This is a genomic window from Azospirillum mesophilum (genome assembly GCF_053470405.2).
In genome coordinates this window covers 23,003-36,201 of sequence record NZ_JBPXMQ020000003.1, presented here as the reverse complement: position 1 = coordinate 36,201, position 13,199 = coordinate 23,003, and the positions used below count along the sequence as shown (strand labels likewise).

The window sequence follows — 13,199 nt, the reverse complement described above, 5'->3', positions numbered from 1 at the left end:
CCGCCTTGGAAGCGGCCCGCAACACCATGGAGGACCCTGACCGATGCGCTATCTGGACGACCTGACCCCCGGCGACCGGTTCCCCGGCGGCCCCGTGACGGTGGCGGAGGAGGACATCATCGCCTTCGCGCGGCAATTCGACCCGCAAGTCTTCCACCTGGACGCGGAGGCGGCGAAGGACACGGTGTTCGGCGGGCTGGCGGCCAGCGGCTGGCACACGGCCGGCCTGACCATGCGCATGATCGTGACGGGTGAGGGACGGCTGGCCGGCGGATTCGTCGGCATGGGAGTCGAGGAGGTGCGCTGGCCCAAGGCGACGCGCCCCGGCGATACGCTGCGCATCGAGAGCGAAGTCCTGGAGGTCCGCCCCTCCGACAAGCGCCCGGACCGGGGCATCGCCCGCGTCCGCACCACGACCTTCAACCAGAAGGACGAGGTGGTCCAGGTGATGACCGCCAACCTGCTGGTGCCGCGCCGCGCCAACGCCGAAGCGGCAGCCGACTGACACGGAGCCCAAAATGCACAAAGGGCCGCCCGAGGGCAGCCCTTTTGTGTGCAGCGTCACTGATTTGTTTGGGAATGGTGGGCGCACAAGGACTCGAACCTTGGACCCGCTGATTAAGAGTCAGCTGCTCTACCAACTGAGCTATGCGCCCATTCCCATGCAGGCTTTCAAACCTGCCGGCGAGGACGTGATGGTGGGCGCACAAGGACTCGAACCTTGGACCCGCTGATTAAGAGTCAGCTGCTCTACCAACTGAGCTATGCGCCCATCACGTACTCAACACCGAGGGCGGTTTATCGTCTCTGCCTTGCGGTTTCGACTACCTTCCCGCCCGGCCAAGCCGTTGTCCCGGCCGGTGTGGCGCGGTTTATAACGAAGGCTCCGGGGCTTGTCGACACCAAAATGGATAGGCCCGTCATTTTTTGTGTACGCTCCCCGAAGCGGGCATTATCACCCCGCGACGGGTGAGGAAGGGACACAAGATGCAGGGCTGGACCGAGGGTTATGTGGGCGGAATCGACTATATCCGGGCCTTCTACCGGGAGCTGTCGCCCGCCCTGCTGTCCTTCGCGCTGGTGCTGCGCGGCTGGCGTCCCCCGGCGGCGCTGGACGGTCCTTTCGCCTACGCGGAACTGGGCTGCGGCCACGGCCTGACCAGCGCGGTGCTGGCGGCCTCCCACCCCGCCGCGCGGTTCGAGGCCATGGACTTCAACCCCGCCCACATCGCCGGCGCCCAGCGCCTCGCCGCCGAGGCCGGGCTCGGCAACGCCGCCTTCCTGGAGGAAAGCTTCGCGGACTATGCCGTCGGCGGGGCAAAGGATATGGACATGGTGGCGCTGCACGGCGTCTGGTCCTGGGTCAGCGCCGAGAACCGCGCCATCCTCGTGGACCTGCTGCGCCGCCGGCTGAAGCCAGGCGGGCTGGTCTTCGTCAGCTACAACGCCCTGCCCGGCACGCTGGCCTACATGCCGCTGCGCCGCATCCTGGTGGAGCACGCCGCCGACCGGCCCGGCGAGCTGCCGGAACGGATCGAGCAGGCGGTGGGTTTCGCCGGGAAGCTCGCCGCGCTGAACGCCGGCTGGTTCGCCGGGGCCGACGAGGTGCCGGCGCGGCTGGAGTCGCTGAAGCGCAAGTCGCCCAACTACATCGCGCACGAATATCTGAACAGCGACTGGACCGCCTTCTATCACGCCGACGTGGCGCGAGAGCTGGCCGCCGCCAAGCTGGACTTCGCCGGTCCCTCCGTCCCCATGGAGCAGATCGACGAGTTGTCGCTATCCCCGGACGCTCTGGCCCTGATCCGGGAGGCCCGCGACCCGGCCTACCGCGAGACGCTGCGCGACGTGCTGACCAACCGGGGCTTTCGCCGCGACCTGTTCGTGAAGGGGGCGGAGCGGCTGTCCCCGGCCGACCGGGCCGAGCGGCTGCGCGCCACCCGCTTCGCCCTGTTGGTTCCGCCGGACGACCTGCCGGAGGTCGCCATCACGCCGGCCGGCCGCGTCCCCTTCCCGCCCGACCTGCATCAGCCCCTGGCGGAGGCGCTGGCCGGCGGCGCGCCGCGCTTGGACGAGTTGCTGGCGGTCCCGGCGCTGGCCCGTCAGGGCGAGGACGCGGTGCTGCGCGCGCTGATGATGCTGACCAGCTTGGCCCTGGTCTCCCCCGCCCTGCCCGATGAGGGACTGGAGGAGCGGAAAGCAGCGTGCGACCGCTTCAACGCGGCCGTGCTGGAGCGCAACCGCACCAGCGACGAGCTGGGCACCCTCGCCTCGCCCGTGATCGGGTCCGGCGTCGCGGTGTCGCGAATCGAGGCGCTGTTCCTGCTGGCGCAGCGGCGCGGCGCCGATCCTGCGGCCTTCACGTGGGAGCGGCTGTCCGCCGAGGGGCTGGCCCTGTCGCGCGACGGCGCCCGCCTGTCCACGGAGGAAGAGAATGTGGCGGAACTGCGCGGTCGCCTCGACAGCTTCACCCGGCGGCGGATGCCGGTGCTACAGGCGTTGGGGGTGCTGTAGCCCCGCCTTACCCCCGCGACCGCTCGCCCGGCGGAACGGGCGGCTGGGCGCCATCGGCGACGGCGGCACGGCCGGGGTCGCGCTTCTGGCACTCCAGAAGGATGTCGCGCGCAATGGGACCTGCCGCGGTGGATCCGCCGCCGCCATGCTCCACGAAGACCGAGCAGGCGTAACGCGGCGCGCTGACCGGGGCGTAGGAGATGAACAGAGCGTGGTCGCGCTCCCGCCAGGGCAGGTCCTCGTTCTTTTTCACGCCGCTGTTGCGTTCCGCCATGGTGATGCGGCGGACCTGGGCGGAGCCGGTCTTGCCGGCCATCTCGAAGCCGGGTTCGGTGATGCGCGCCCTGTAAGCGGTGCCGTTCGGGGCGTTGGTCACCTCGAACATGCCGCGCATGATGAGGTCCAGGTTTTCCTTCTTCACCCCCATGGGCGGCCAGGAGGCTTGCTCCGTCGCGAGCCCCTTGATCTGGCGCGTCAGGTGCGGCTTCACGGCATAGCCGCCGTTCGCCAGCCGCGCGGTCATGGCGGCGAGCTGGAGCGGCGTGGACAGCACGTAGCCCTGGCCGATGGCGGCGATCAGCGATTCGCCCGGCGACCAGGACTTGCCAAGCGCGCCCTTCTTCCATTCCACGGACGGGATCAGGCCCGCCCGCTCGTGCGGCAGGTCCAGGCCGGTCAGTTCGCCCATGCCGAAGCGGTGCGCCATCTCCGCGATGCGGTCGATGCCGATGCGCCGGGCCACGTCGTAGAAGAACACGTCGCAGGAATGGCGCAGCGCGCCGACCACGTCGACCGTGCCGTGCCCACCCTTCTTCCAGCAGTGGAAGCGGTGGTCGCCAAGATCCATGTGGCCGGGGCAGAAGACCGAGTGGGTGCGGCTGATGAGCCCCGATTCCAGCGCCGCCAGCGCCACCACCGGCTTGAAGGTGGAGCCCGGTGGGTACTGCCCGGCCACCGCCTTGTTGTTCAGCGGGGTTGCGGGGTTGGACAGCAGCTCTTCCCACAGCTCGGCGTTGATGCCCATGGTGAACTGGTTGGGGTCGTAGCTGGGGTGCGAGCAGAGCGCGTAGATGCCCCCGGTGTGCACGTCCATCACCACGGCCGCCGCACTCGTCTCCTGCGACAGGCGCTGCTGCACGTAGCGCTGGAGGCCGATGTCGATGGTCAGCTGCACTTCGCGACCCGGCTGCCCCTCGTCGCGCGACAGTTCGCGGATCACGCGGCCGACGGCGTTGACTTCGAGCTGGCTGGTGCCGGCGGTGCCGCGCAGCGCCTTTTCATGGAACTTCTCCATGCCGGCCTTGCCGATGCGGAAGCCCGGCAGCGACAGGACCGGGTCGCCGTTCAGCTCCGACTCCGACACGGCACCGACGTATCCCAGGATGTGCGCGGTGGCGTCGGAGTGCGGGTAATGGCGGATCTCGCCGACTTCGATGGCGACGCCCGGCAGGTCCGGCGTGTTCATCTCGATGGTCGCGACCTGCTCCCAGGTCAGGTTCTCGCGCACGGTGACCGGGACGAAGCGGCGCTTGCGGTGCAGCTCGCGCATCACCCGGCGGCGGTCCGTGTCGGTCAGCGGCACGATCTTGGACACCTTGTCCAACGTGTCCTGGATGTTGCGCGTGCGCTCCGACACCACTACGACGCGGTAGTTCTGCTGGTTCATGGCCAGCGGCGTGCCGAAGCGGTCGACGATGGTGCCGCGCGACGGGGCGACCAGCCGCAGGCTGATGCGGTTTTCCTCCGCCAGCATCGTGTAGCGCGCCGACTCGACCACCTGCAGGTAATAGAGCCGCCCGACCAGCGCGGACAGCCCGGCAAGCTTGATCCCGCCCAGCACGGCGGCGCGGCGGGTCAGCAAGCGGTAGCGGTCGGTATCGCGGTCCATGGAACTCAACGGTCCATCACCCCTGCAGGAAAGCGCGGTGCACGCGGATCAGAATCCAGGCCACGGCCGGGAAGAACGCCATCGTCAGCAGCGCCTGGAACAGCGCCGGGTTGAACGGAAGCACCGTCGCGTTCAGCGCCGAAAAGGCCAGCCATTGCACACAGGCCACCCCCAGCATCACCATGGCGAAGCCGAGCCACATCATGGCGAAAGTGCTGGCCTGGAGCACCCGGCGCTGGTTCATCACCGCCCAATGCACGATCACCAGCACCAGCGCGTTCACCCCCAGCGGCCCGCCGGTCAGAAGATCCTGAAGCAGACCGATCAGGAAGCTGGTGCCCGGACGCATCAGGTCCGGCCGGTGGATCGCCCAGTAATAGACCGCGATGGCCGTCAGGAACGGCGCCACCGGGGCATAGGCGGGGATCGGCACCGGGACGAGGCCGATCAGCACCAGCATCACCGTCACGGCGAACGGCGCAAGGTTGCGGCCCGTCTTGTCCAGCCGCTGCCAGAGCGTCAGGGTCATTTCACTTCGTTCGACGGGTCCGCTTCGGTCCCCGGCAGGCTGAAATCAACCAGTTGCAGGTGTTCAACCCGCGACAGGTCGACGTTCGGCTGCACCCGGACGCCGCGTTCACCCACCGAGGCGACGACGCCCACGGGGAGGCCCGGCGGGAACTGCCCGCCATGGCCGGAGGTCACCACCCGCTCGCCCACCTGGATGGCGGCGTCGGGCGGCAGATACAGAAGACGGGTCTGGTCGGAGTTGTCGCCGGCCATCACCGCGCGCTGGCGCGAGCTTTCCAGCACGACCGGGATGCGGGCGTTGATGTCGGTCAGCAGCAGGATGCGCGCCGACCACTCGCCCACCTCCACCACGCGGCCCACCAGTCCGGGGCCAGCCAGCGCCGCCTGCCCCTTGCGCACACCATCCCGACGGCCGGCGGTGACCACCAGCGTGCGCAGGAAGGAACTGCCGGGGGCGGCGATGACGCGCGCCGTGATGAAGCGGGACGACGGCTCCGGCGTCGCGCGCAGCAGCGAACGAAGGCTGTTGTTTTCCGCCTCCAGCCGCAGCGCCGCCTGCTTCCATTGCAGCAGCCGCGCGTTCTCCGCCTTCAGCCGCTTGTTCTCGTCGAAGGCGTTCTCCAACTCGACCACCGACTCCACCACATGGGCGGCGGTGGCGGCGGGGCGGGAGATCGCGTCGAGGATCGGGGCGAAGGCATCGGTCACGCGGGCACGCGCGTTGTCCACGGACAGCGCGTCGATCTTGCCCACCATCATCAGCGCGATGGAGGCCAGGACCAGCAGCAGGAAGGAGAATCGCTGAGCAAGGGCCCGCAGTGGGGCGGCAAGGCGTACGACGGATCCGGAGGTGCGAGGCTTCACAGGATCATCCCGTCCAGATACGCGGTACACGCCCGGCGGTCTATCGCATCCGCTCTAGCCGCCGGGGATGTCCAACCGAGGAATACACCAATCAGTATGCACTGACCAAGACGTTTCGCAGCGTCTTCATCTCTTCCAGCGCGCGGCCCGTGCCGAGCGCCACGCAGGAGAGCGGGTCGTCGGCGATCGACACCGGCAGGCCGGTGGCGTGCCGCAGCACGAAGTCCAGGTTGCCCAGCAGCGCGCCGCCGCCGGTGAGCACGATGCCCTTGTCGACGATGTCGGCGGCCAGTTCGGGGGCCGTGTGCTCCAGCGCCACCTTCACCGCCTCGACGATGGCCGAGACCGGCTCCGCCAGCGACTCGGCGATCTGCCGTTCGGAGATGATCAGCTCCTTGGGCACGCCGTTCATCAGGTCGCGGCCCTTGATCTCCAGGATGCGGCCCTCGCCGTCTTCCGGCGGGCAGGCCGACCCGATTTCCTTCTTGATCCGCTCGGCCGAGCCTTCGCCGACCAGCAGGTTATGGGTGCGGCGGATGTAGCCGATGATGGCCTCGTCCATCTTGTCGCCGCCCACGCGCACGGAGCGCGAATAGACGATGCCGCCCAGCGACAGGACCGCCACCTCGGTGGTGCCGCCGCCGATGTCGACGACCATGGAGCCCGTGGGCTCCGTCACCGGAAGCCCGGCGCCGATGGCGGCGGCCATGGGCTCCTCAATCAGGAACACCCGGCGCGCGCCGGCGGCCTCGGCCGACTCCTGGATCGCGCGGCGCTCGACGGCGGTGGAGCCCGACGGCACGCAGATGATGACCTGCGGGCTGGCGAAGCTGCGCCGGTTGTGCACCTTCCGGATGAAGTGCTTGATCATTTCCTCGGCGACTTCGAAGTCGGCGATGACGCCGTCGCGCAGAGGACGGATGGCCTGGATGTTGCCCGGCGTGCGGCCCAGCATCATCTTGGCCTCGTCGCCGACGGCGAGGACCTGCTTCTTGCCGCGCACGTTCGCGATGGCCACAACGGACGGTTCGTTCAGAACGATGCCGCGCCCCTTGACGTACACCAGGGTGTTGGCCGTCCCCAAATCGATCGCCATGTCGGCGGAAAGCACGCCGAGGAGTTTGGAAAGCATGGACCCGACTAACTCTTCAATGCGGTTGAGACGGCCTTGCCGACGGTGTGGATGCTCCGGTACGGAGGCTCACGGTCCGCCAACGGTTCCTTAGACGAATGCCCCTTCGCGCTCAAGCGGAGAGTGCAACCGGCAAGCCTGCCCGGACCCTGCATCCGCCACCCGACAAGCGGGCGCCGCGACCGATCCGGTTGAATTCCCATCGGGATTCGGCCTCAATGAGGACCGTGCCCTTCGGAGAAAATCAGACCCCGAAACAGCGGCGTTCGCCGTGCTCCGGTGCCTGTGACACTGGCGGATCAGGGTTAATTTTCCGTCAACAGCAGAAGCCGAAACCTCCGCCGCCGGCCAATGGCCCCGCCTGCGCCGGGGGGTATCTCTAGGCCGATTCACACCCTGCCGCAACGGCTTTGTGGCCGAATCCGGGCCGGAAATCCCCCCTTTTCGCGCATCAGTGATGATGGTTTTTGGAGGACTCCGCCGTGGCGGCGGCCGCGGCCACCCCAGTGGCGACCTTCGCGCCGTGGTGATCCCCTTCCAGCCGGTCCATCAGCGCCAGAAGAACGCCGGACACCACGAAGGTCATGTGGATGATGACCATCCACATCAGCTCGTCCCTCGCAGTGTGGTCGATGTTCATGAAGCCCTTCAGCAGATGAATGCCCGAGATCGCCACGATGGAGGCGATGAGCTTCAGCTTCAGCCCGCCGAAATCGACCTTGCCCATCCAGTCCGGGCGGTCCTCGTGATTGGCGACGTCGATCTTGGACACGAAATTCTCGTACCCCGAAAAGATCACCATCAGCAGGAGATTGCCCGCAAGCGACAGGTCGATCAGGGTCAGCACGGCCAGCAGCACGTCCTTTTCCTGCATCTCCAGCACATGCGGGAAAATGTGCAGGATCTCCTGCGTGAACTTGATCAGCAGCATCAGCAGCGACACGACCAGCCCCAGATAGAAGGGGGCGAGCAGCCAGCGGCTGGCGAAGATGATCTGTTCGAAGCGGCGTTCGATCATGACGGCCGGAATCCGTGATGGTTCAAGGATGGGAGTGTTGGAGCCCGCGAGCGGACCGGAGGCTTTGCTGCACCTGCGTTCTGCCATCACGCGCCCGGCAAATCAACCGGTTGCCGGGGACGCCAAGTGGACGACTCTGGTCTTCGCCGCCACAAAACTGTAACGTCAACACCCCCGCTCCGCGCCGGGGATTGCAGCGCTGCGGCCCGTCTCGAAAGGCTCGTGAACCATGAAGAACCCCGCCCCGCACATCGTCACCGCCTTCGAAGACGCGATGAAGCGGCTGAAGTCGAGCATCGTGCAGATGGCCGGCGCGGCGGAGACCCAGATCGATCAGGCGCTGGAATGCCTGACCCGGCGCGACCCAGAACTGGCGCGCAGCATCGTGGCGTCCGACGCGCGGCTCGACGGCTACGAGCATGAGATCGAGGCCAACTGCATGCGCATGCTGGTGCTGCGCCAGCCCGTCGCCGACGACCTGCGCGAGGTGATCGCCGCCCTCAAGATCGCCGGCAACCTGGAGCGCGTCGGCGACCACGCCGCCAACACGGCCCGGCGCGCTGCGGCCATCGCCGAATTCCCGGACAGCTCCGCGACCCACAGCCTGCCGAACCTCGGCCGGCTGGTGCGTCAGCGCCTGACCACGGCCGTCGACGCCTATGTGGACGGCGACGTCGAGATGGCGCTGAGCGTCTGGCGCTCTGACGACGAGGTGGACGAGCTGTACACCAGCCTGTGCGAGGGCATCACGAGTTCCGCGACGCGGGCGCCGGACCTGTTCACGCCGAACATGCACCTGATGTTCATCGCCAAGAGCCTGGAGCGCATCGGCGACCACGCCACAAACATCGCCGAGATCGTGCATTTCGTGTCCACCGGCCGCCCCCTGCTGGAGGAGCGCCCCAAGGCCGACCGCTCGCGCGGGTCGATTTGAGCTTTCGGCTGGGCTTAGCGTCTCATCCGGCATAGACGCGACTCCGCGCCGCAGGCTTGCCGACTAACCGTGCGGGGGATGGAAATCGCGTCGCGGAACGGTCACGTTAGACGCTCAACGATTGCCGAGCCGCCCCGCGATGTCCGACGAACTCCACCGCCTCTACGCCGCGATTCTGGAGCGCCAGGGGATGGATCCGTCCTCCTCCCGCACGGCGCGGCTGTTCGCGGCGGGGGCGAAGAAGATCGCCAAGAAGGTGGGCGAGGAGGCGGTCGAGGTGGCGCTGGACGCCATGAACGACGACCGTACGGGCGTGGTCAACGAGAGCGCCGACCTCCTCTACAACCTCTCCGTCCTGTGGGCCGCCATGGGCATCACGCCCGAGGACGTCTTCGCCGAAATCCGCCGGCGGGAGTCCCTGTACGGAATCGCCGAGAAGCTGCCGAAGCTGACCGTGGTCGGGGACAAGTAAATTCCGGAAGTCCGTAGGTTGGGTTGAGCGAAGCGAAACCCAACGCGCCGGGCATGTTGGGTTTCGCTTCGCTCAACCCAACCTACATTTTTCCACCTTCCAACGAAAAAGCGCGCCGCGAGCGGCGCGCTTTTCCATGTCGGGAGCGAAGAACCGCTTAGTTCTTGCTCTTGTCGACCAGACGGCGCTCGGCGATCCAGGGCATCATGGCGCGCAGCTTCTCGCCGACCTGCTCGATCGAGTGCTCGGCGTTGCGGCGGCGGATGGCCTTGAAGGACGGCTGGCCGGCCTTGCACTCCAGCATCCAGTCGCGGACGAAGCGGCCGGTCTGGATGTCTTCCAGGACGCGCTTCATCTCGGCCTTGGTCTCCGGGGTGATGATGCGCGGGCCGGTCTTGTAGTCGCCGTATTCGGCGGTGTTGGAGATCGAGTAGCGCATGTTGGCCATGCCGCCCTCGTACATGAGGTCGACGATCAGCTTCACCTCGTGCAGGCACTCGAAGTAGGCCATCTCCGGCGCGTAGCCGGCCTCGGTCAGCGTCTCGTAGCCAGCCTTGATCAGCTCGGTCAGGCCACCGCAGAGCACGGCCTGCTCACCGAACAGGTCGGTCTCGCACTCTTCCTTGAAGGTGGTCTCGATGATGCCGGCGCGGCCGCCGCCGATGGCCGAGGCGTAGGACAGGGCGATGTCCAGCGCGTTGCCGGAGGCGTTCTGGTGAACGGCCACGAGGCAGGGCACGCCGCCGCCGCGCTGGTATTCGCCGCGCACGGTGTGGCCGGGACCCTTCGGCGCGATCATGAACACGTCGAGGTCGGCGCGCGGCTCGATCAGGTTGAAGTGGACGTTCAGGCCATGCGCGAAGGCGAGCGCGGCGCCCTGCTTCATGTTCTTGGCGAGGTCGTCGCGGTACAGGTCGGCCTGCAGCTCGTCCGGGGTGAGGATCATCACCACGTCGGCCCAGGCGGCAGCCTCGGCCGGGGACATGACCGTGAAGCCGGCGCCTTCGGCCTTCTTGATGGTGGCCGAGCCCGGACGCAGCGCGATGCGCACGTCCTTCGCGCCGCTGTCACGCAGGTTGTTGGCGTGGGCGTGGCCCTGGCTGCCGTAGCCGACGATGACGACCTTCTTCCCCTTGATCAGGTTCACGTCGGCATCACGATCATAATAGACGCGCATGGTGGTGCTTCCTTGGATTCTTCGAACTGGTGGTGCGAGTTTTGCGCAGCGGAATTACTCCACCGGCAGAAAGGCCGCGTCAAGCAGAACGCCGAGGGCAGGCGGCTAAAATGACGGCGGGCTGCCCTTCCCCGCCGTCATGGAGTGCTGCGGTCAGAACCCGGCGGCGCCCTTGGAGATGGCGACGACGCCGGTGCGGGTGGCCTCGACGAGGCCGAGCTGGGCCATCAGGCCGATGAAGTCGTCCAGCTCCGCCGTGGTGCCCGTCAGCTCGAACACGAAGGAGGTGAGCGTGGCGTCCACCACCTCCGCCTTGAAGATGTCGGCAAGGCGCAGCGCCTCGATGCGCTTGTCGCCGGTGCCGGCCACCTTCACCAGCGCCAGTTCGCGCTCCACCGACGGCCCCTCGTCGGTCAGGTCGTGGACCTTGTGCACGGGCACGAGGCGGTCGAGCTGGGCCTTGATCTGCTCCACCACCATGCGGGTGCCGGAGGTGACCAGGGTGATGCGCGACAGATGGTCGGCCGTGTTGACCTCCGCCACCGTCAGGCTTTCGATGTTGTAGCCGCGGCCGGAGAACAGGCCGATCACGCGGGCCAGCACGCCGGGCTCGTTGTCCACCAGCACGGCGATGGTGTGCTTTTCGATCTTGTCGTCCATGATCCGTACTCTCTCCCGAAGGATCTCAGTTGCCCGCCCTGGAATTCCGCCCTGGAATTAACCGGGGCAATTTACAGGGGCCGCGATCAGACCAGAACCATGCCGTCTTCCGGCGTGGCGTCCGACGGGCTGTCCTCCGGGCCGAGCAGGATTTCGTTGTGCGCCTTGCCGCCGGGGATCATGGGGAAGCAGTTTTCCTTCGGGTCCACGGCGATGTCGACGATGACCGGACGGTCGGTGATCTCCAGCATCTTCTGGATCACCTCGTCCACCTCGGCCACCGTGGAGGCGCGCAGGCCGGCGCAGCCCCAGGCCTCCGCCAGCTTCACGAAGTCGGGCAGCGCCTCCGAATAGCTGTTGGAATAGCGGGAACCGTGCAGCAGCTCCTGCCACTGGCGCACCATGCCCATGTACTTGTTGTTCAGGATGAAGATCTTGACCGGGGCGCGGTACTGAACGGCGGTGCCGATCTCCTGCATGTTCATCAGGAAGGAGGCCTCGCCCGACACGTCCACCACGATGGCGTCCGGGTGGGCGAGCTGCGCGCCGATGGCCGCCGGCAGGCCGTAGCCCATGGTGCCCAGGCCGCCCGAGGTCATCCAGCGGTTCGGCTGGTCGAAGGGCAGGAACTGGGCGGCCCACATCTGGTGCTGGCCGACTTCCGTGGTGATGTAGTGGTCCTTGCCCTTCAGCGCCTCGCGCAGGCGTTCCAGCGCGTACTGCGGCTTGATGACCGATTCGGTGCGGTGATAGTTCAGGCAGTTGCGGCCGCGCCAGCCGTCGATCTGGCCCCACCACTCCTTCAGCGCGGCCTGATCGGCGCGCTTCTGGCGGGCCTTCCAGATGCGGATCATGTCTTCCAGCACCGCGCCGGCGTCACCGACGATGGGGATGTCCACCTCGACGTTCTTGTTGATCGAGCTGGGGTCGATGTCGACGTGGATCTTCTTCGAACCCGGCGCGAATTCCGACAGCTTGCCGGTCACGCGGTCGTCGAAGCGGGCGCCGATGTTGATCATGACGTCGCAGTTGTACATGGCGAGGTTCGCCTCGTACGTGCCGTGCATGCCCAGCATGCCAAGCCACTGCGGGTCCGACGCCGGGAAGGCGCCCAGGCCCATCAGGGTCGAGGTGATCGGGAAGCCGGTCAGCTTCACGAACTGGGTCAGCAGCTTCGCCGCGAAGGGGCCGGCGTTCACCACGCCGCCGCCGGTGTAGAAGACCGGGCGCTTGGCGTTGGCGATCAGCTCGATGGCCTCTTCCACGCGGGCGATCTCGGGCTTCACCTGCGGGCGGTAGGTCTTGTGCTTCACCTCGGTCGGCGGGACGTAGGTGCCGTCGGCGAACTGCACGTCCTTCGGGATGTCGACCAGCACCGGACCCGGACGGCCGTTGCGGGCCACGTAGAAGGCCTCGTGCAGAGTGCGCGCCAGATTGTTGACGTCCTTCACCAGATAGTTGTGCTTGGTGCAGGGACGGGTGATGCCGGTGGTGTCGGCCTCCTGGAAGGCGTCGTTGCCGATCAGGTGCGTCGGCACCTGGCCGGACAGGCAGACCAGCGGAATGCTGTCGCACAGGGCGTCCAGCAGGCCCGTCACGGCGTTGGTGGCGCCGGGGCCGGAGGTCACCAGCACGCAGCCCACCTTGCCGGTGGAGCGGGCGTAGCCTTCCGCGGCGTGCACGGCCGCCTGCTCATGCCGGACGAGGATGTGCTTGATGTCGTTCTGCTGGAACAGGGCGTCGTAGATGGGAAGTACCGCGCCGCCCGGATAGCCGAAGATGATGTCTACGCCCTGGTCCTTCAGGGCCTTGATGACGATCTGCGCGCCGGTCAGCTTCTGTTCGGGCATAGCTCTCGACCTTCCTAATGGGGCCCCTCATTCCACGGGCGGCCCTGTTCCTTCGCGTACCCCGGCCCCACCTCTATGGAAAACAAGGGGTTATCCCCAAAGGCCAGAACCGGGACGGGCAACCTAGACAATTCGCCGGTCATCGGTCAACCCATTTTG

12 protein-coding genes and 2 tRNA genes are annotated in these 13,199 nt (G+C 67.2%); 4 read left to right on the top strand and 10 right to left on the bottom strand.

The genetic code is table 11. The features are described from left to right. The first annotated feature begins 43 nt into the window (after nucleotides 1–43). Nucleotides 44–505 carry a MaoC family dehydratase gene (locus tag ACSVC7_RS04320; RefSeq protein WP_448203192.1) on the top strand — a complete coding sequence of 154 codons (462 nt, stop codon included), beginning with the start codon at nucleotides 44–46 and terminating at the stop codon, nucleotides 503–505. 75 nt (nucleotides 506–580) lie between these two features. Here the strand turns inward: ACSVC7_RS04320 and ACSVC7_RS04315 are convergent. Further along, a tRNA-Lys gene (locus tag ACSVC7_RS04315) sits at nucleotides 581–656 on the bottom strand. Nucleotides 657–696: 40 nt separating this feature from the next. Then, nucleotides 697–772, bottom strand: a tRNA-Lys gene (locus ACSVC7_RS04310). A 215-nt stretch (nucleotides 773–987) separates the two neighbouring features. Between ACSVC7_RS04310 and ACSVC7_RS04305 the strand changes: the two genes are divergently transcribed. Beyond that, nucleotides 988–2,514 carry a class I SAM-dependent methyltransferase gene (locus ACSVC7_RS04305; RefSeq protein ID WP_448203191.1) on the top strand — a complete coding sequence of 509 codons (1,527 nt, stop codon included), beginning with the start codon at nucleotides 988–990 and terminating at the stop codon, nucleotides 2,512–2,514. Between the two features lie 7 nt (nucleotides 2,515–2,521). On the opposite strand, the gene mrdA is transcribed toward ACSVC7_RS04305, so the two are convergent. The 5 genes from mrdA to ACSVC7_RS04280 all read right to left on the bottom strand — a co-directional run bounded on the left by mrdA (nucleotide 2,522) and on the right by ACSVC7_RS04280 (nucleotide 7,947). After that, entirely contained in the window at nucleotides 2,522–4,402 is a 1,881-nt protein-coding gene (gene mrdA, locus ACSVC7_RS04300) for a penicillin-binding protein 2 (protein WP_448203190.1), read from the bottom strand. Nucleotides 4,403–4,418: 16 nt separating this feature from the next. Next, nucleotides 4,419–4,931, bottom strand: coding sequence for a rod shape-determining protein MreD (mreD, locus tag ACSVC7_RS04295; protein WP_448203189.1), 513 nt, complete (start codon nucleotides 4,929–4,931; stop codon nucleotides 4,419–4,421). Next, nucleotides 4,928–5,797 (bottom strand): rod shape-determining protein MreC, encoded by an 870-nt coding sequence (gene mreC / locus ACSVC7_RS04290; RefSeq protein WP_448203188.1) that lies wholly within the window; start codon nucleotides 5,795–5,797, stop codon nucleotides 4,928–4,930. The genes mreD and mreC overlap by 4 nt, the downstream gene beginning before the upstream one ends. A 91-nt stretch (nucleotides 5,798–5,888) precedes the next feature. Continuing rightward, the gene (locus ACSVC7_RS04285; protein WP_014240000.1) at nucleotides 5,889–6,929 is read right to left on the bottom strand and encodes a rod shape-determining protein; all 1,041 of its coding nucleotides are present in this window, start codon (nucleotides 6,927–6,929) and stop codon (nucleotides 5,889–5,891) included. A gap of 451 nt (nucleotides 6,930–7,380) precedes the next feature. Then, the gene (locus ACSVC7_RS04280) at nucleotides 7,381–7,947 is read right to left on the bottom strand and encodes a TIGR00645 family protein (RefSeq protein ID WP_448203187.1); all 567 of its coding nucleotides are present in this window, start codon (nucleotides 7,945–7,947) and stop codon (nucleotides 7,381–7,383) included. A gap of 229 nt (nucleotides 7,948–8,176) precedes the next feature. Here ACSVC7_RS04280 and phoU point away from each other — a divergent pair, with 229 nt between their 5' ends. After that, nucleotides 8,177–8,881 carry a phosphate signaling complex protein PhoU gene (gene phoU / locus ACSVC7_RS04275; RefSeq protein WP_448203186.1) on the top strand — a complete coding sequence of 235 codons (705 nt, stop codon included), beginning with the start codon at nucleotides 8,177–8,179 and terminating at the stop codon, nucleotides 8,879–8,881. Nucleotides 8,882–9,020: 139 nt separating this feature from the next. Further along, nucleotides 9,021–9,353, top strand: a complete 333-nt coding sequence (gene hisE, locus ACSVC7_RS04270) for a phosphoribosyl-ATP diphosphatase (RefSeq protein WP_448203185.1) — start codon at nucleotides 9,021–9,023, stop codon at nucleotides 9,351–9,353. Nucleotides 9,354–9,510: 157 nt separating this feature from the next. Here hisE and ilvC read toward each other — a convergent pair whose 3' ends face one another. The 3 genes from ilvC to ACSVC7_RS04255 all read right to left on the bottom strand — a co-directional run bounded on the left by ilvC (nucleotide 9,511) and on the right by ACSVC7_RS04255 (nucleotide 13,040). Further along, nucleotides 9,511–10,530 carry a ketol-acid reductoisomerase gene (gene ilvC / locus ACSVC7_RS04265; protein WP_448203184.1) on the bottom strand — a complete coding sequence of 340 codons (1,020 nt, stop codon included), beginning with the start codon at nucleotides 10,528–10,530 and terminating at the stop codon, nucleotides 9,511–9,513. A gap of 153 nt (nucleotides 10,531–10,683) precedes the next feature. Continuing rightward, the gene (gene ilvN, locus ACSVC7_RS04260) at nucleotides 10,684–11,190 is read right to left on the bottom strand and encodes an acetolactate synthase small subunit (protein ID WP_448203183.1); all 507 of its coding nucleotides are present in this window, start codon (nucleotides 11,188–11,190) and stop codon (nucleotides 10,684–10,686) included. An 86-nt stretch (nucleotides 11,191–11,276) separates the two neighbouring features. Then, complete coding sequence (locus tag ACSVC7_RS04255) at nucleotides 11,277–13,040, bottom strand: acetolactate synthase 3 large subunit (protein WP_448203182.1); 1,764 nt, start codon at nucleotides 13,038–13,040, stop codon at nucleotides 11,277–11,279. Nucleotides 13,041–13,199 lie beyond the last annotated feature (159 nt).

Coding starts and splice junctions, on each gene's coding strand:
- ACSVC7_RS04280 (WP_448203187.1), bottom strand. CDS start 7,947: ATGATCGAACGCCGCTTCGAACAGATCATCTTCGCCAGCCGCTGGCTG.
- ilvC (WP_448203184.1), bottom strand. CDS start 10,530: ATGCGCGTCTATTATGATCGTGATGCCGACGTGAACCTGATCAAGGGG.
- ACSVC7_RS04320 (WP_448203192.1), top strand. CDS start 44: ATGCGCTATCTGGACGACCTGACCCCCGGCGACCGGTTCCCCGGCGGC.
- mreD (WP_448203189.1), bottom strand. CDS start 4,931: ATGACCCTGACGCTCTGGCAGCGGCTGGACAAGACGGGCCGCAACCTT.
- ilvN (WP_448203183.1), bottom strand. CDS start 11,190: ATGGACGACAAGATCGAAAAGCACACCATCGCCGTGCTGGTGGACAAC.
- phoU (WP_448203186.1), top strand. CDS start 8,177: ATGAAGAACCCCGCCCCGCACATCGTCACCGCCTTCGAAGACGCGATG.
- mrdA (WP_448203190.1), bottom strand. CDS start 4,402: ATGGACCGCGATACCGACCGCTACCGCTTGCTGACCCGCCGCGCCGCC.
- hisE (WP_448203185.1), top strand. CDS start 9,021: ATGTCCGACGAACTCCACCGCCTCTACGCCGCGATTCTGGAGCGCCAG.
- ACSVC7_RS04255 (WP_448203182.1), bottom strand. CDS start 13,040: ATGCCCGAACAGAAGCTGACCGGCGCGCAGATCGTCATCAAGGCCCTG.
- ACSVC7_RS04305 (WP_448203191.1), top strand. CDS start 988: ATGCAGGGCTGGACCGAGGGTTATGTGGGCGGAATCGACTATATCCGG.
- ACSVC7_RS04285 (WP_014240000.1), bottom strand. CDS start 6,929: ATGCTTTCCAAACTCCTCGGCGTGCTTTCCGCCGACATGGCGATCGAT.